The organism is Silvibacterium acidisoli (assembly GCA_022870745.1).
Lineage (GTDB): Bacteria > Acidobacteriota > Terriglobia > Terriglobales > Acidobacteriaceae > Silvibacterium.
The window spans coordinates 488,968-506,235 of record CP085323.1; the positions used below are offsets into that span (position 1 = coordinate 488,968).

General features: G+C 60.3%; 13 protein-coding genes. 7 read left to right on the forward strand and 6 right to left on the reverse strand.

All coding sequences use genetic code 11. The features are described 5' to 3' along the window. Positions 1-56: 56 nt before the first annotated feature. Positions 57-1,445, reverse strand: a complete 1,389-nt coding sequence (locus LJD29_RS02025) for a dicarboxylate/amino acid:cation symporter (RefSeq protein WP_446744088.1) — start codon at positions 1,443-1,445, stop codon at positions 57-59. Positions 1,446-1,467: 22 nt separating this feature from the next. Between LJD29_RS02025 and LJD29_RS02030 the strand changes: the two genes are divergently transcribed. Beyond that, entirely contained in the window at positions 1,468-2,010 is a 543-nt protein-coding gene (locus LJD29_RS02030; protein WP_446744089.1) for a YybH family protein, read from the forward strand. 18 nt (positions 2,011-2,028) lie between these two features. Here the strand turns inward: LJD29_RS02030 and LJD29_RS02035 are convergent, their stop codons facing one another. Further along, a complete protein-coding gene (locus LJD29_RS02035) occupies positions 2,029-3,396 on the reverse strand; it encodes an aspartate aminotransferase family protein (RefSeq protein WP_446744090.1) in 1,368 nt (455 codons plus the stop codon). A 92-nt stretch (positions 3,397-3,488) separates the two neighbouring features. On the opposite strand from LJD29_RS02035, the gene LJD29_RS02040 reads away from it, so the two are divergent. The 6 genes from LJD29_RS02040 to LJD29_RS02065 all read left to right on the forward strand — a co-directional run bounded on the left by LJD29_RS02040 (position 3,489) and on the right by LJD29_RS02065 (position 12,918). After that, the gene (locus LJD29_RS02040) at positions 3,489-4,532 is read left to right on the forward strand and encodes a purine nucleoside permease (RefSeq protein WP_446744091.1); all 1,044 of its coding nucleotides are present in this window, start codon (positions 3,489-3,491) and stop codon (positions 4,530-4,532) included. Between the two features lie 199 nt (positions 4,533-4,731). Further along, positions 4,732-8,223, forward strand: coding sequence for a carboxypeptidase-like regulatory domain-containing protein (locus LJD29_RS02045; protein ID WP_446744092.1), 3,492 nt, complete (start codon positions 4,732-4,734; stop codon positions 8,221-8,223). 145 nt (positions 8,224-8,368) lie between these two features. After that, positions 8,369-9,535 carry a Gfo/Idh/MocA family protein gene (locus LJD29_RS02050; protein ID WP_446744093.1) on the forward strand — a complete coding sequence of 389 codons (1,167 nt, stop codon included), beginning with the start codon at positions 8,369-8,371 and terminating at the stop codon, positions 9,533-9,535. Then, on the forward strand, positions 9,535-10,704 hold the full coding sequence (locus LJD29_RS02055; protein WP_446744094.1) for a dihydrodipicolinate synthase family protein: 1,170 nt from the start codon (positions 9,535-9,537) through the stop codon (positions 10,702-10,704). The genes LJD29_RS02050 and LJD29_RS02055 overlap by 1 nt, the downstream gene beginning before the upstream one ends. Before the next feature lie 14 nt (positions 10,705-10,718). After that, positions 10,719-11,549, forward strand: coding sequence for a sugar phosphate isomerase/epimerase family protein (locus LJD29_RS02060; RefSeq protein ID WP_446744095.1), 831 nt, complete (start codon positions 10,719-10,721; stop codon positions 11,547-11,549). A 16-nt stretch (positions 11,550-11,565) separates the two neighbouring features. Then, on the forward strand, positions 11,566-12,918 hold the full coding sequence (locus LJD29_RS02065) for an NAD-dependent succinate-semialdehyde dehydrogenase (RefSeq protein ID WP_446744096.1): 1,353 nt from the start codon (positions 11,566-11,568) through the stop codon (positions 12,916-12,918). A gap of 307 nt (positions 12,919-13,225) precedes the next feature. On the opposite strand, the gene LJD29_RS02070 is transcribed toward LJD29_RS02065, so the two are convergent. The 4 genes from LJD29_RS02070 to LJD29_RS02085 form a co-directional block, all read right to left on the reverse strand. Beyond that, positions 13,226-14,206 (reverse strand): VOC family protein, encoded by a 981-nt coding sequence (locus LJD29_RS02070; RefSeq protein ID WP_446744097.1) that lies wholly within the window; start codon positions 14,204-14,206, stop codon positions 13,226-13,228. A gap of 118 nt (positions 14,207-14,324) precedes the next feature. Further along, a complete protein-coding gene (folD, locus tag LJD29_RS02075) occupies positions 14,325-15,200 on the reverse strand; it encodes a bifunctional methylenetetrahydrofolate dehydrogenase/methenyltetrahydrofolate cyclohydrolase FolD (RefSeq protein ID WP_446744098.1) in 876 nt (291 codons plus the stop codon). Then, positions 15,200-15,868 (reverse strand): phosphate signaling complex protein PhoU, encoded by a 669-nt coding sequence (phoU, locus tag LJD29_RS02080; RefSeq protein WP_446744099.1) that lies wholly within the window; start codon positions 15,866-15,868, stop codon positions 15,200-15,202. The genes folD and phoU overlap by 1 nt, the downstream gene beginning before the upstream one ends. Before the next feature lie 158 nt (positions 15,869-16,026). After that, positions 16,027-17,175 (reverse strand): NADH:flavin oxidoreductase/NADH oxidase, encoded by a 1,149-nt coding sequence (locus LJD29_RS02085; RefSeq protein ID WP_446744100.1) that lies wholly within the window; start codon positions 17,173-17,175, stop codon positions 16,027-16,029. Positions 17,176-17,268 lie beyond the last annotated feature (93 nt).

Sequence of the window (17,268 nt, forward strand, 5' to 3'; positions counted from 1 at the left end):
CGAACTGTTTCCTGCCTGAGTATATCAATTCCTTGTGAAATGAGTACGAAGAGGATTCAGTCCTGTAATGACATGGCTGCTTCCGCAGACACCGCCTCGGCGCGGAACTCCCCCTCCCACTCTGCGATCACCGCTGCGGCAAGGCAGTTGCCCACCACGTTGATGACAGTTCGTCCCATATCCATAAGTGCGTCTATACCGAGCAGGACGAAGATCGGCTGTTCGGGCAGTCCGAAGACAGAAGCGGTTGCCAGCAGGACAACGAGAACGGCCCGAGGCACTCCTGCCACGCCTTTGCTCGTGAGCATGAGGGTGCCGAGCATTACGATCTGCTTCGTTACGCTCATGTGCATATTTGCGGCCTGCACCACGAACATAGAGGCCAGGGCCAGGTAGAGCGCCGAGCCGGCGAGATTGAAGCTGTAGCCGGTCGGGATGACGAAGCCTGCGATCCTGCGCGGAACGCCGAAGGCTTCCATCGATTCGATCGCGCGAGGCAACGCCGCTTCCGAGGTACTGGTTGCAAAAGCGATCGTTGCAGGCTCTGCAACAGCACGAAGGAATTCGCGCACAGGAATCCTGGCCAGCAGCGCGGCAGGCAACATGCCGAGCAGTCCAAAAGCGATCAGTGCAATGTACAACGTGACGAGAAGCCTGACGAGATGCGACATCACGCCCAGCCCCGACTGCGCGATCGTAAAGGCCAGCGCAGCGCCCACGCCGAACGGTGCGAAATACATCACGAGGTTCGTGAAAGCGAACATGGTTTCCGTGAGCGATTCTGCCAGCCGCAGCAGGGGCGTGCGCTTCTCTTCGCTCAGCCTGGTCAGAGCCAGTCCGAACAACAACGCGAAAACCGCTACCTGAAGGATCTGGTTGCCGGCCACGGCGCTGGCAATGTTGTCAGGAAAAACGTGCACCAGGAACTGCTGCCAGGAAAGCTCCGCCGCCGGCAGCGCGGATGCCGGCACGGCTACATGCGATGCATCGAGCCCAACACCGGCCTTTGAAACATTGATCGCCACCAGTCCGATCACAAGCGCGATGGTCGTCAACACTTCGAAGTAGACGATCGACTTCACGCCCATCCGTCCTACACTTCGCGCTTCGCCGTGTCCTGCAATCCCGGTTACAAGTGTGCCGAAGATCAGCGGCGCAACGATCACCCTGATCAGGCGCAGAAAGATATCGCTCAGCACATGCAGCGACAATGCAGCGCGCGGCGCATCGATCCCAATCTCCACACCTGCGACCATGCTGAAGAAGATCCAGAGAGTAAGGGAGCGGCGGCGCAAAGCCACAATTGCAAACGCAAGCAGCCCCGCGATGCGCAGCGCGGCAGCGAGCCGGAAGCTTCCTGCGGCAGCGATGCCGAAACCTGCACAGTAAAGGGCCGTTGCGGCGGCGGCATAAAAGCCGCGAAAGCCGGATGCATTTGTGTTCATGGCGCTGCTAGCATTATGGTGCATGGCTCGATGGAATCGCTCCTCGTTTTTTCTCAGCGCCTGGCTGCTGGCCGCGCCGGCACTCGCGCAGCTGCCTTTGAATCTGCCGCAGTCTCCTAAACCGGGATCCGACGCGCTGACCAACCCAGCGTTCTCTGCCGATGTATCTTTTCTCTTCAACCTCGAATCGAACTTTGCCGAGGATACAGCCAGCGGCGGCGGCCCTGCCTTCGCAAAGTGGTTCGCTGAAGATGCCGTGACGTTGTCAGACGGAAAGGCTCCTGTGACGGGGCGTGCCGCCATCGCGGCTCAAGCGACTTGGTCTCCCGAAACCTATCAGCTCACATGGCGGCCAGAAGGCGGCCGCATGGGTCCGAACGGCGATATGGGTTTTACCTGGGGACACTATGAGAGCAGCTTTAAAGATCGCGACGGCTCGGTAAAGAAAACCAGCGGCCGTTACATGACCGTCTGGAAGAAGCAGAAGGATAATAGCTGGAAGGTGGCGCTCGATGCCAGCAATACCGAGCCCCCGGTCAAGGAAGACTGCTGCAAGCTTCCCTGACCGAAGGCTCAATGCTTGTCAGGCTTTTGCCGGAGCGGCGCGTTGCTGCATCTGCGCGATAGACGGCGCGAGGTCTTCGAAGGCGGTGAGGTGCCGATCGACATCCTCCATCGAATGCGCCACCGATAACGTCCACTGCTCGTCCCACCAGTACGGCTGCGCCATCACGCCTCTGTTCACCATTCCGAACCAGTACAGCCGCCACAGGTCCACATCCACCTTGAGCCAATCGCGGTAATTGCGAATCTTACCTGGGTAATACAGCATGGCTCCATTGGCCCCGGCACTCTCGACGTACCCGGCAATGCCGTTCTTCTGCGCAATCTCTTTGTAGCCAGCTACCAGCTTCTCGCTGACCCTGGCGATGTGCGCATAGCCTTCGGGCGTGAGCACCTCGCGAAAGGTCGCAAGCCCCGCCGCCATCACCAGGGGATTCGTCGCGTAGGTTCCAGCATGAAAGACCTTATGTTGTGCAATTGCATCCATCACCTTCTTGCTGGTAGCGAAGGCGGCAAGCGGAAAGCCGCCGCCGATCGACTTGGCCAGCGCCACGATGTCGGCCTTCACGCCAAAGTATTCGCAGGCTCCGCCACGGCCCAGCTTTGCGCCGGTTTTCACTTCATCAAAAATCAGCATCGCGCCTTCGCGTGTGCAGATCTCGCGCAGGCCTTCGAGGTATCCAGGCTCAGGCATGCAGATGCCGATGTTCATCATGATCGGCTCGATGATGACACCGGCGATCTGTCCGCGGTTCTCCGCGAAGAGGCGCTCCACCATCGCCAGATCGTTGAACTGAGCGACCAGCGTGTTCTTGACCGTATCTGCCGGAACGCCGCCGCTGGCTGGAACCTGCGCCGGACGCTCGGGGTCACCGAAGAGATCCGCCGCTGGCTTCATGCTCACCAGCACGGAGTCGTGCACGCCGTGGTATGCGCCCTCCATCTTGATAATCTTGTCCCGGCCGGTGTAGCCGCGTGCGAGCCGGATCGCATGCATAGTTACCTCGGTCCCGCTGCTGCCGAAACGGACCTGCTCCACGGGAAAGCGCTGGCAGATTTCTTCCGCAAGCTCGTACTCGAGCGTATGCGGCATGCCATACATCGTGCCGACCTTCAGGCGTTCTTCCACCGCAGCCATCACCGCTGGATGACAATGCCCTGCCATTAAAGCCCCGAAGCAAAGGTTGAAATCCACATACTCATTACCGTCAAGATCGTGAAAGTGCGAACCTTTTGCATCCTTCACGAAGAGCGGCCACGGCTCATAGCTGCGGAAGTTGCTGGCCACTCCGAGCGGCATGCGAGGCTCGGCACGCTTTAGGGCGGCGTGGGAAGAAGGTGTGCGCGATTCGAAGGTAGCGAGTTCTTTTTCAAGCAGCGGATGCATCTGTCTATCGTATCGCCGCAATGAAGTCTTTTCATTCCCTTGACTGCGCCTTACTCTGTGGAGGACCAATCATTCCCTGCCAAGGAAAATCCATGCGCATTCGTTGCGGAGTGTTGTCCCTTGCATTTGTTCTCTTCACCCGTACGCTTTGCGCAGCCGGGCCGGCGCCTATCCCGATCAAGGTAGTGGTAGTCGCCATGTTCGAACCGGGCGAGGACTCTGGCGACGTACCGGGCGAGTTTCAGTACTGGGTCGAGCGCGAGCACCTGAACCGCGTAATGCCCTTACCAGCCGGATATCACCCGCTTCGCATGAACGACCAGGGTGTTCTTGGCATTCTCACCGGCATTGCCACCGCGCATGCTGCCGCATCGATCATGGCGCTTGGCCTCGACCCTCGCTTCGACCTGAGCCATGCCTACTGGATCGTGGCTGGTATCGCGGGAGGCGATCCCGCAGATGTCTCCCTCGGCTCGGCCGTCTGGGTGCGCAACGTTGTCGAAGGCGACATCGCGCACGAGATCGACGCGAGAGAGATCCCCGCGGACTGGCCTACCGGTTACGTGCCGCTCGGCAAATACGCTCCTTACGAAAAGCCCATGGAAACATCGCCAGGAATGGTCTACACGCTGAATCCTCACCTGACAGACTGGGCGCTCGCACTGACCAGATCCACTCCACTCGCCGATACGCCGACACTCCAGGAGCGCCGCTCGCACTTTCCGCAACAAGCTGCGCAACGGCCGCCCTTCATTACCAGCGGGGATGAGGTCTCGGCTGGAACCTTCTGGCATGGCGCAAAAATGGACGAGTGGGCCAACCGCTGGGACAGCTACTACACCGGCGGCAAGGGAAACTTCGTTGTCACCGGCATGGAAGACAGCGGCACCCTGCAATCGCTTACCTTTCTCGCGAATGCAAAGCGTATCGACCTTGACCGTGTCCTGGTGCTGCGTACCGTCAGCAATTACGACCAGCAACCAGCAGGACTGACGGCCGCCGAAAGCCTGGCTGCGCAAAAGATCAGCAAGTACGGCGCCTACCTTCCATCCCTTGAAGCGGCTTACGCCGTAGGTCATCCCGTCGTCGACGAACTCGTCGCACACTGGGATCGCTATCGCGACCGCCTGCCCTGATCGCGAGAAGTATCTCTTATCCGCGCCATAAGCGGATTGCGCAGGCATTACGCCTGGGAAGAAATTCGCCGCTATTTTTGTAAAAAAACTGTTGCAGGATTCGGACTTCGAGTACATCCTTACTAAATATTGTTAAGTAAGGTCCCGCCAGCTCACGCGATTTCTCACATTTTTGACTGCTGATTTATCTGGAGGCGAAATGCGCGATTTTCAGATGAAGGTGAAGTGGTGTCTCTTTTTTTGGCTGGCCGCAGCGGTATTTGTGGCTCCGGCCTTTTCCCAGGTCAACGGCGCAATCAGCGGCCGGGTCTTTGACAGTTCCGAAGCGGCCCTTCCTGGCGCCGAGGTGGTTGCAACCAACTCCAGCACCAACGCTGCTCAGAAAGTCGTCAGCGATCAGTCGGGGCAATACAGTTTCCTCGCGCTTCCTCCCGGCCCATACACGCTTACCGTAACCGCCTCCGGCTTTAAAACATTCACCGCAACAGGCATCGACCTCAAGGTAAACGACCAGCTTCAGATTGATGCTCGCCTCACCCTTGGCAATGTGCAGCAGAGCGTCAGCGTGCAGGCAGACGCCGTGCAGGTAGAAACAGAAAACACGCAGCTGGGCGGCGTCGTTGAATCGAAGCAGATGCTGGCCATGCCTCTGAACGGCCGCAGCTATCTCGACCTGCTGGGTCTGCAGGCTGGCGTGGTTCCGGTGACCTCTGGTACGGTGCCGAGCGATCGCACCGTCTCCGGACAGATCGGCAACCCCGGCAACGTCTCGGTTAATGGACAACCTGAGACCGGCAACTCCTTTATGGTGAATGGGGCCGACGTGAACGAATCGAAGAACATGGGAGCTGGGCTCATCCCCAATCTCGATTCGATCGCCGAATTCCGCCTCATCACCAACAGCTTCAGCGCCGAGTATGGCAAGTTCAGCGGCGCGATCATGAACGCTATCACCAAGTCCGGAACCAACAGTATTCACGGCGACGCTTTTGAGTTTCTTCGCAACGACGCCTTCGATGCCCGCAACTATTTCGATCCCTCGAAAGCCGAGCTGCACCGCAACCAGTTTGGCTACGCGGTCGGCGGACCCTTCTGGCGCAACCGTCTCTTCTGGTTTTCCGACTACCAGGGCACGCGCCAGGTGCAGGGCAGCAGCACAGGCCAGGTGAACCTGCCTACCGATGCGCAGCGCGCCGGCAACTTTGGCCCCGGTGCATTTGTAGACGGCAGTGGAAACCCCACCGTTGTGCAGGGCGCCTACTGGGCGCAGCTTCTATCCAGCCGCCTCGGCAAGACTGTGACGGCTGGTGAGGCGTATAACGACATCTTCCCGAACGGCGTGATTCCTCAGGCCGCGTTCGACAAGGTCTCGACAAATGTCGAGCCGTACATCCCCAATCTGCCCGCTGGGCAACCTGTTTACAGCTACAACAGCGGCAAGAACACCATCACCGATGACAAGATCGGCGAGCGGGTCGACCTGGATACCAAGAGCGCCGGAACGCTGTCGTTCTACTACCACTTCGACAACACTACCGTTGACAGCGCTCTGGGCGGCAATAACCTACCGGGCTTTGCCACGGCTTCACCCTCGCGCGCGCAGATGTTCACCGCGGGCGATGTAAAGACTATTGGCCCGACCATGGTGAACGAGAGCCGCATCAGCTTCTTCCGCACCTACGTGCAGACGGCCAACCCGACCAGCGGCTTCGCCAGCCTCAGCTCGCTTGGCTTCACCACGGGAGTTGGCACAAACGGCATTAATCCCTCGGGTCCGGCAGGCTACCAGGAAGTAGTGCCGGAGATCGCCACCAACGAGTTCAGCCTCGGCAACACGTTCCTGAACCTGAAACAGGTCAACAACACCTTCGGCATCTGGGACAACTTTACAAAGATCGTCAACAACCACACGCTCAAGTTTGGCGCCGATGGCCGTTACTACCAGGTAATCGTGCGCAACATCTGCGCCCCTTTCGGCAACTTCACCTTCAACGGCAGCGAGACCGGCAGCGACTTCGCCGACTTCCTGCTGGGCGCGCCCAACTACTACGTTCAGTGCACCGAGCAGCTGCAGGACAACCGCAGCCGCTACGGCGGGTTCTTTGCGCAGGATAGCTGGAAGGCCAAGCCGAACCTGGTTCTCAACCTTGGCGTGCGCTGGGATATCTCGATGCCCTGGTATGACACGCAGGGCAAGACCGAAACCATCGTCCAGGGCGAACAATCGCAGGTCTTCCCGCTCTCGCCGCTCGGCTACGTCGTTCCCGGAGACCCCGGCGTACCCAGCACCGTATCGCCAACCGGCTTCCATAACTTCGCGCCTCGCCTCGGACTGGCATGGCAGCCGGGCGGCGGCGACAACTTCTTCGGCAAGATGCTCGGCGGCCCCGGCAAGACGAGCATCCGTGCAGCCTACGGACTGTATTACGTAGGCGCAGCCGATCTCGGCAACTTCGGCATCATTGGTGACGCGCCCTTCGGCATCTACTGGCAGAGCACCTCGCCCTCGCTCTTCGACACGCCCTTTCAGACACGCGCCACCGGCGCATCGCAGGGCAATCCTTTCCCATTCACCTTCCCGGTGCCGGGAAGCCCGGCCAACAAGTCGCTCAGCTTCGACAAGTTTTATCCGCTTTACTCACCTGGCTACAACGTGAAGAACGCCATCACTTACGCCGAGCACTATCACCTGACCATCCAGCGTGAGCTGAGCAAATCGATGGTGGCGACGATCGGATATGTCGGCACCGAGGCTCATCGGCTTGAAGTAAATCTGCAACCTAACCTTGGCGACGCAGCGTTGTGCCAGAGCCTCAGCCAGCCGCAGGATGTCGCGCCCGGCACGCAGCAGTGCGGCCCTTATTCGGAACCGTCGGTTTACACCCGCGCCGACAACTCCACCGTCTACGGAACGCTCGTAGGACTTGGCAACCAGCAGCTCGGCGAAACCACCAGCCACGGCAAGGTCACCTTCGACCCGACGCCGATCGTCTCGAACCTCGGCAACTCGAACTACAACGCGCTGCAGCTTACGCTCGAGCGCCGCGCTAACAACTTCTCATTCCTGGCGGCTTACACCTATTCGAAATCCATCGATAACGTCTTCAACAGCCTGAATCCCTTTCACCCCGCGCAGAGCCGGGCGCTCTCGGCCTTCGATATGCGGAACAACTTTGTGATCAGCTACAGCTACAACATTCCCTTCGACCAGGCTTTCGGATCGGTCTCGAAACGGGCTACTACCGGGTGGAGCATCTCCGGCATTACCCGCGCCACCAGCGGCCTGCCCGTGGCTCTTACGGAAAACGACGACGCCGGGCTGACTTACTACCCGGCGCTCGACTTCCCCGTCCAGACGGGAGCGGTGAAGAAGATGGATCCGCACAAGAACGGCGGCTTCTTCTTCAACGGCAATGACTCCTTTCGCCCAGAGAACCTGGGCGAACACAGTGCGACACCGGTGCGCTTCTTCTCCGGCCCAGGCATCGAGACGACCGACCTCGGCCTGAGCAAATCGATACCGATTCACGACAACGTGTCTCTGATGATCCGCGGCGAGTTCTTTAACATCTTCAACCACACCAACTTCATCAACCCAGTCGGAAATATCACCAACTCCGGCCAGTTTGGGCAGGTCATCAGCTCCCGCGATCCCCGTATCGGCCAGGTCGCGGCCAAGATCACCTTCTAAAGTTTGGCATTCCACGCCCCGGTCAGCGCCCTCGTCGGCTGGCCGGGCTTTTTTTTGCGTCCAATTGACAGGCCATACGGTTTACAAAGATCATGGCTCACGTGCAAACTTATATAACAAACTTTAGAAACTCGCAGAGGACGTAGTGGCAACCAAAGAAATCGGCATCATCATGCACGGCGTCACGGGACGCATGGGCTACAACCAGCACCTCGTCCGGTCGATTGTGGCGATTCGCGAGCAGGGCGGCGTCGCGCTGCCGAATGGCGACCGCCTCATGCCCAACCCCATCCTCGTGGGCCGTAACCTTGAGAAGGTAACGGAGCTGGCGAAACGTCACAACATCGCCCGTGTCGCAACGGACGTAGCCAGCGCCCTTGCCAATCCCGACGACACCGTTTTCTTCGACGCCGGTTCCACACAGATGCGCGCCGAGCTGCTGACCCAGGCCATCGAGGCCGGCAAGCACATCTATTGCGAGAAGCCGCTCTCGGAAACGCTTGAAGAATCGCTCAAGCTCGCCCGCCTCGCGCACGAACGCGGCGTAAAGAGCGGCATCGTGCAGGACAAGCTCTACCTGCCCGGACTGCGCAAGATGAAGATGCTGCGCGACTCCGGATTCTTCGGCCGCATCCTCTCTGTGCGTGGCGAGTTCGGATATTGGGTTTTCGAAGGCGACTGGCAGACGGCGCAGCGGCCTTCATGGAATTACCGCAAGGCTGACGGCGGAGGCATCATTCTCGACATGCTGCCGCACTGGCGCTACGTAATGGACAATCTCTTCGGCGCGGTGAAGTCGGTCAACTGCATCGGCACCACGCATATCCCCAGCCGCGTGGATGAGAAAGGCGCGACCTACAAGGCCGATGCCGACGACGCTGCTTACGCGACTTTCGAGCTCGAAGGCGGAGTGATCGCGCAAATCAATTCGTCATGGGCAGTGCGTGTGAAGCGCGATGATCTTGTCACCTTCCAGGTTGACGGAACGCACGGCTCTGCCGTCGCCGGCCTCACCCGCTGCTACACGCAGCATCGCGTGAACACGCCTCGCCCTGTGTGGAACCCTGACCAGCCGCAGACGATGAAGTTCGAAGACCAATGGGAAGAAGTTCCCGACAATCAGGTCTACGAAAACGGTTTCAAGCTGCAGTGGGAGGAGTTTCTGCGCCATGTCGTGGCCGATACTCCATGGAAGTACGATCTGCTCGAAGGCGCCAAGGGCGTGCAGCTTGCCGAACTCGGCTTGAAGAGCTGGACCGAGCGCCGCTGGCTCGACGTTCCCGAGCTTACGCTCGACGCGAAGGGCGCGTAATGGCGACACTGAAGCTGCCTGTCGAGAACGGTACGCTGGAGGCTTATTCCATCCGGAATGAGCCTCTGCCACTCCCTGACGCAAGAGCGCCCCGCGCCTTTAACCGCGTGGCTTATTCGGCGGCGCACGTGGTCGCGGATCCGCTGGCCAACGACGATCCATGGCTGGATGCTTCGATTGACTGGGAACGCACTATCGCCTTCCGCGACTATCTCTGGGATCTGGGCCTTGGCGTGGCTGAGGCCATGGACACCGCGCAGCGTGGAATGGGGCTGAGCTGGACCGGCGCGCAGGAACTCATCCGCCACTCGCTTGAAGCGGCCAAAGGCCGCCCCGATGCCCTTATTGCCAGCGGAGTCGGCACCGACCACCTCACTCCCAACGCGAACCTCACTGTGGATGACGTAATCCGCGCCTACGAGGAGCAGATGGAGTTCGTCGAGAAGCTTGGGGGACGGATCATCCTGATGGCCAGCCGTGCGCTCGTCGTCGCGGCGAAATCGCCCGCTGATTATGAGCGCGTCTACGACCGCATCCTGAGCCAGGCGAAGGAACCGATGATCCTGCACTGGCTGGGCGAAATGTTCGATCCCGCGCTTGCAGGTTATTGGGGCGACACCGATCACATGGCGGCGATGGATACCTGCGTAAACGTGATCAACAGTCACGCGGGCAAAGTCGATGGCGTAAAGATCTCCCTGCTCTCCGCGGAGAAAGAAATCGCCATGCGCCGCCGCCTCGCGCCCGGAGTAAAGATGTATACCGGCGACGACTTCAACTACGCCGAGCTGATCGCAGGTGACGACCAGGGCTATTCGCATGCGCTGCTTGGCATCTTCGATGCGATTGCTCCGGCTGCTTCCGCAGGGCTTGCGCGGCTTGGAGCAGGTGACGAAGAGGGCTTTCACGAAATCCTCGAGCCCACAGTTCCGCTATCGCGGCACATCTTCAAGGCTCCGACGCGCTTCTACAAAACGGGCGTGGTCTTTCTCGCATATCTCAACGGATTGCAGGATCACTTCACGATGATCGGCGGCCAGCAGAGTGCGCGTTCAATCGTTCACCTTGCCGAGCTTTTCCGGCTGGCAGATGAAGCCCGCGTGCTGCATAATCCCGATCTCGCCGTGGGACGCATGAAGCGTGTGCTTGCCCTATATGGAGTGGTGTAAACGTGAGTAGCCGCATGAGTCTGGGCAATCTCTCCATCAATCTCGCGACCGTGCGGCAGCAGTTCACCATTCCGCAGGCTGTGGACGCGTGCCTGGCACAAGGCATCACCGGCATCGCGCCATGGCGCGACCAGGTGCACGCAACGGGCCTTAAGGAAGCCGCGGCCATCATCCGCTCGAACAACCTGCGAGTGACCGGCCTCTGCCGTGGAGGCATGTTCCCGGCGGCGGACAAAGCCGGCCTGGCTGCCGCGATCGACGACAACAGGCGCGCCATCGATGAAGCCGTGGAGCTGGGCGCGGACTGCCTGGTGCTGGTGGTGGGTGGAATGCCTACCGGCTCGCGCGACCTGCCTGCCGCTCGCCAGCAGGTTGCCGACGGCCTGGCAACCATCCTGCCCTATGCGCGCGTACACCGGATGCCGTTGGCCATCGAGCCGCTGCATCCGATGTACGCCGCCGACCGCGCCTGCATCAACACGCTCGAGCAGGCGCTCGATATCTGCGATCTGCTGGGCGACGGCATCGGCGTCGCCATCGATGTGTATCACGTATGGTGGGACCCGAAGCTTTACGAGCAAATTGCGCGCGCCGGCGCCGGCAAGCGCATTCTTGCGCATCACATCTGCGACTGGCTGGTGCCCACTCGCGACCTGTTGCTCGATCGTGGCATGATGGGCGACGGCGTTATCGACCTGAAAGCTATCCGCGCGGCCATTGAAAAGACCGGCTATCGCGGACCACAGGAAGTAGAGATCTTCTCACAAGAAAACTGGTGGAAGCGGCCCGGCGAAGAGGTGATCGCTACCTGCGCCGAACGGTATCTCGGCTGCTGCCTCCCCTAGAAGAAAAGAGGAACTCATGTCGTTCGAATCGATCAATCCAACGACCGGCGAAAAGCTGGCCAGCTACCCCACCCACACAGCCAAAGAAGTCGAAGCACGCATCCAGACCGTTTTCGAAGGCTGGCAGCGCTGGTCAAAGGTTTCTGTCTCCGAGCGCACCGCGTTTCTTACTCGCCTCGCCGAACTGCTTGAACAGCGCGCGGAGGAGTACGGCAAGCTGATCACCACCGAGATGGGCAAGCCGCTCACCGAGGCCATCGGTGAAGTAAAGAAAGCTGCCACCGGTGCCCGCCACTTCGCCGAGCATGGTCCTGCCTATCTTGAGCCGGAGGCGATTCCCGGCACGCCCGGACATATCGTCTACCAGTCGCTCGGCCCCATCCTAGCCATCATGCCGTGGAACCTTCCCTTCTGGCAGGTGCTGCGCTTCTTCATTCCCGCAGCCCTGGTGGGCAATACCGTCATCGTGAAGCACGCTGAGAATGTACAGGGCTGCGCACAAGCCATCGAGAAGCTCGTGCACGATGCCGGCGGCAAGGATCTCTATGTCAACATCGCCGTCGAGCGCGACGCAGTACCCGGACTCATCGCCGACGAACGCATTCGCGCCGTGACTGTGACGGGCAGCGTGCGCGCAGGCCGCTCTGTCGCAGAGCTTGCCGGGCAGCATGGCAAGAAGGTCGTACTAGAACTTGGAGGGTCCGATCCCTTCGTCGTGCTCGAAGACGCCGACATCGCCAAGGCCGTGCAGCTTGGCATTACTTCGCGCTACTCGAACAACGCGCAGAGCTGCATCGCGGCCAAGCGCTTTCTCGTTGCCGAGCCGATCGCAAAGGCTTTCCTTGATGAATTCGTGAAGCAGTCCTCGGCGCTGAAGATCGGCGACCCGTTGCAATCCGACACCAAGCTGGGACCGCAGGCACGCAAAGACCTGCTGGACAACTCCGCGCGCCAGGTGAAGGATGCGGTCGCCGCGGGCGGCAAGGTTCTGCTGGGCGGCGAACCACTCGACAGCGCTGGCTTCTTCTTCCCGCCGACGGTCATCACCGGACTGCCGCATGACGCACCAATCGCACGCGAAGAATTCTTCGGCCCGGTCGCGCTCTTCTTCACCTTCAAGACAGAAGAGGAAGCGATCAAATTGGCAAACGACAGCGAGTTCGGTCTCGGTGCGTCAGTCTGGAGCCAGGATCGCGAGCGCGCTGCTAAAGTCGCCGGACAGATCGAAGCCGGAGCGGTGTTTATCAACGACTTCGTCCGCTCCGATCCGCGCGCTCCGTTTGGCGGAGTGAAAGGCTCGGGACACGGCCGCGAGCTGGGCGTCCTCGGTGCACGTGAGTTGACGAATGCAAAGTTGATCTGGGGATGAGCCAAGAGACGGGTTCGAACGACGGAGAGGCGTGGACGGGGTAGGGTTGGCCTCGAACGATGGGCGATGCTTGAGGCGGTAGGGTCGGGCTTTAGCCCGGCTATTAATGCCCGACGAAACAATGGGCTTTAGCCCCTGAGGTTTCTGCGATGCGAACAGCAGGAACCTCAGCGGCTAAAGCCGCATTTCACTCTCGCCTGATTGGCAGGCTAAAGCGCTGCCCTACCAGTTCTTCGCTGCGCCGCATGTCTAGCGCTGCCCTGCCTGTTCCCAGAAAACCCACCGACGGCGTCAGCTCGCGAACCCGCTAATACGCGTGGATCAGTTCCATGCTCACGCCGCCGATGGCGTTCGTGTCCATGTAGTCATACACACCGGAGTCCTTCTTTCCGATATCGCCCCACGCGCCGTGCTGCCACACCTGGAATCCCTGCTGCTGGTATTTCGCCACCGCTGCGTCGAGATCGTCGACCAGCATGCCGAAGTGCTGCACGCCGCCGTGGTGCAGCTGCCAGAACTCCTCGTACGCGTTCGGCGGCGTCGGCGGAGGCACCAGCCATTCCAGCGCAAACGGCCCGAAGCGCTCGAAGCCCACGTCGAAGTGAAACAGCAGCTGCTTGCCGCGATAGGTCATGTCCGGACGCGGCGAGGCGTGCTCGATGTCGAAGCCCGGAAAGCCCAGCTTCTTCCAGTAGTCCGAGGTCGCCGGACCATCCGGCGTGACGATGCCGAGGTGCGTCACCGTGCCTTTTTCAGGAGCGGGCGCGCCGCCCGGCCAGTACACCAGCCCCAGCGTGTACTTCCCTTCCGGCTCGGTGCTGAAGTAGGTGAAGGTCACAGGCTTGCCCTCGCGCTCGACCGTCACCTGCTGAATCACATTCACGCCCAGCGACTTCATGCGGGCGATCTCTTTGTCCATCGCCTCTTTCGATGGCACGGCATGGACGATCGAGAAAATACCGTCGCCGTGCTTCTCCAGAAAATCGTTGAAGGAGTTCTGCTGACCTTCGGCGGGCTGGATCATATCCACGGTGATGTTGCCGATGTGACCCGTCACCTGCCACGCGTAAATCGTGACGGGCTTGCCGTGGTATTCGCCCTTGAGCTGGATGTTCGGCATCTTCTGAATGCCCGTCATGCCCAGCTTTTCCCACGCTGGAGCCGTCTTGTCGATGTTCTGCACAACCCAGGTCACGCGATTCACTGTCTGGTAGTAGTCCGGCAGCTCGGCAGCGAAACAGCTCGCGGTGAAAGCGAGTGCGAGGGCGACATAACGAAACAGCTTCATAACGGCTCCATAAGGCAGGCGATCGGAAACCAGAACATCGTAAACAACCGTTACTAAGCGGGTCAATGCAGCAATAAAAAAGGCGCGGCCATGGCCGCGCCTTTGAACAATGGAAGCGCTAGAGAGCAGCCTTCTCCGCAGCCTCTACCGTCTGAGCGATAAGCGTCGCGATGGTCATGGGACCGACGCCGCCCGGGACTGGGGTGTAGGCAGCGCAGCGGTCGACCAGCGGGCCGAGTTCGATGTCGCCCACGCCGCCGGGGTGATACCCGGCATCGACCACGACCGCGCCATCGCGGATCCAGTCAGCCTTGATGAACTCCGGCTTGCCGAGCGCGCCGACCACTACATCGGCCTGCTTCACGAGCTCGGGCAGATTCTTGGTGCGCGAGTGGCAGATGGTGACCGTGGCATTTGCCGCCAGCAGCATCATTGCCATCGGCTTGCCGAGGATCGGGCTGCGGCCCACAACCACGGCATGCTTGCCTTCGAGCTTGATGTCATAGTGCTTGAGCAGGCGCATGATGCCCGCGGGCGTCGCCGATCCGTAGGCCGGCTCGTCCATCGCCATGCGGCCAAAGCCGTGGCTGGTTACGCCGTCCACATCTTTTTCAATCGCGATGCGGTCGAAGCACTCGCGCTCTTCAATCTGCTTGGGAACCGGGTGCTGCAGCAGGATGCCGCGCACGCGAGGATTTGCATTGAGATCGTCGATTGCCGTCAGCAACTGCTCGGTCGTCGTCTCCTCGGGCAGATCGACTCGGATGGACTCCATGCCGACGCGGCGGCAGGCGTTGCCCTTCATCTTTACGTAGGTTGCCGACGCCGGATCGGCTCCGACGAGAATCGTCGCGAGGATCGGAGGTTCCTCCGCGCCGGTTTTCTTCTTCAGTTGTTCCACTCTTGCCTGAAGCTCCGCTTCAAGCTCTTTCGCGTATGCCTTACCGTCCAGAACCAATCCAGCCATACCTATAGTGTACGGGAACGGCGACATTACTCCGCCACGGTCAGCTGGTGGCGGACATCCGCTCCGCGAATCCAGAAAATGACGTCGGTCGCGATGTTGGTTGCATGATCGGCGATACGCTCGAGGTTTCGGGCAATAATGATCGCCTGCAGGGCCTGCTGGGCGGCCGCGGGCTGATCCTCAATCACCTGCGTGAGCTCTGCCTGGGCCTCGCGATTCAGCGCGTCGATCTCGTCGTCCATGTCCCGGACCAGTTCCGCTACCATCACATCGCCTTCGAGCAGAGCCTGGATCGAGCTGCGGATCATGTGACCAGCGTGTGCCCCCATCTCGGCAATCTTCGATGGCATGCTGGGAGCCGGGTCGCTCATCAGGTCAAGGGTTCGCAGCGCGATACTCATCGCCTGGTCGCCGATGCGTTCGAGGTCGCCGTTGATCTTGATGACGGCGAGGATAAACCGCAGGTCGATCGCCATCGGCTGCTCCTTGGCGAGCAGGTCGTAAGCCATCTCATCCACTTCACGCTGGGCGGCGTTGATGGCGGTCTCATTCTCGCGCACGTACTGGCACAGGCCGGGATCGCGCTGCAGGTAGGCATCAACTGCGGAGGCGACAGCCTGCTGCGAAAGCGCGGCCATGGCCAGCAGCTTGTCCTTCAGTTCGGCCAGTTGCAGATGGAAATGAATGCGCGGCAAAGAACCCTCCAAATGGCATTGTGCAACAGGCAGATGAAAGATTGACGAAATTCTCGACGGAGTGTTGCCGGAAATGGAACAAAGAAGGCAGCTCTCCGCTAAATCAATCCGTCCGGTGCCTGCCGCACCTACCGCTTCGTAGATTCTGGCAACCGCGCCTACCGTTTTCCGGCCAGATCCGGGAGCGGCTGCCGGCGTTCGACCTTACCGCTGGCTGCGCGTTCGTACTGCACAGGCCACGCACCGGGCTTGTGGAGAACCTCCGCCGCATGGAGCGGCCAGTACGGATTGCGTAGTAATTCCCGGGCCAGCAGAACGACATCTGCCTGTTCCGTTCTCACAATCTGGTCGGCCTGCTCGGGCGAGGTAATCATACCAACGGCCCCAGTCGGGATGCCCGCTTCACGCCGGATACGCTCTGCGAAGGCGACCTGGTAGCCCGCACCCACTGGAATCTGCTGACGCGGATCGTTTCCGCCTGACGAACAATCGATAAGGTCAATGCCTTCCTTGCTGACCAGCTTGGCGAAAGCCACGGAGTCATCTACGGTGAGACCGCCGGACGGCACTTCCGGCGAAGGCTCGACCCAATCCGTCGCCGAGATCCGCACCCATACCGGCAGCTCGGCGGGAAAAGCCTCACGAACCGCGCGAATGACTTCAAGGGGAAAGCGGGCACGGTTTTCGAGACTGCCTCCGTATTCATCGGTACGCAGGTTCGAAATCGGCGACAGAAACTCATGCATGAGATAACCGTGGGCACAGTGAACCTCTGCCAGGAGGAAACCGGCAGAGACGGCCCTTTGCGCCGCGGCGACAAAGTCGGCGATCACCTTGTCCATGCCTGCCCGATCGAGTGCTGCCGGCGTGGCATAGCTTTCCGCAAAGGCATTCGTCGACGGACCCACCGGCTGCCAGCCGCCTTCAGCCACGGGAACCGCCTGCATCGGTGTGTCCCACGGCTTGGCCATGCTTGCCTTGCGCCCGGCGTGGGCAAGTTGAACTCCAGGGACCGCTCCGTGCTCTTTGACGAAGGATGCGACCCGGGCCAGGGGTGCGATGTGAGCGTCGGACCAGATACCGAGATCTCCAGGCGTAATGCGCCCTTCAGGGCTGACTGCGGCCGCCTCTGTAAAGACGATCCCCGATCCACCTACGGCGCGGCTTCCCAGATGCACGAAGAGCCAGTCATTTGCGATGCCATCGTCATAGCTGTACTGGCACATGGGAGAAACAGCGATCCGGTTGGGAAAAGTGACGGAGCGCTGCGCGAGCGGAGAGAACAGGTGATTCGGGATAGACGCCATGGATCTTGGATGTTCGTCGTACTGCCTTGGGTTCGTGAAGAAATGACTCCTCCGCGCACGGCATCCTCGCACCGATTCCGGCTCGTCCTACAT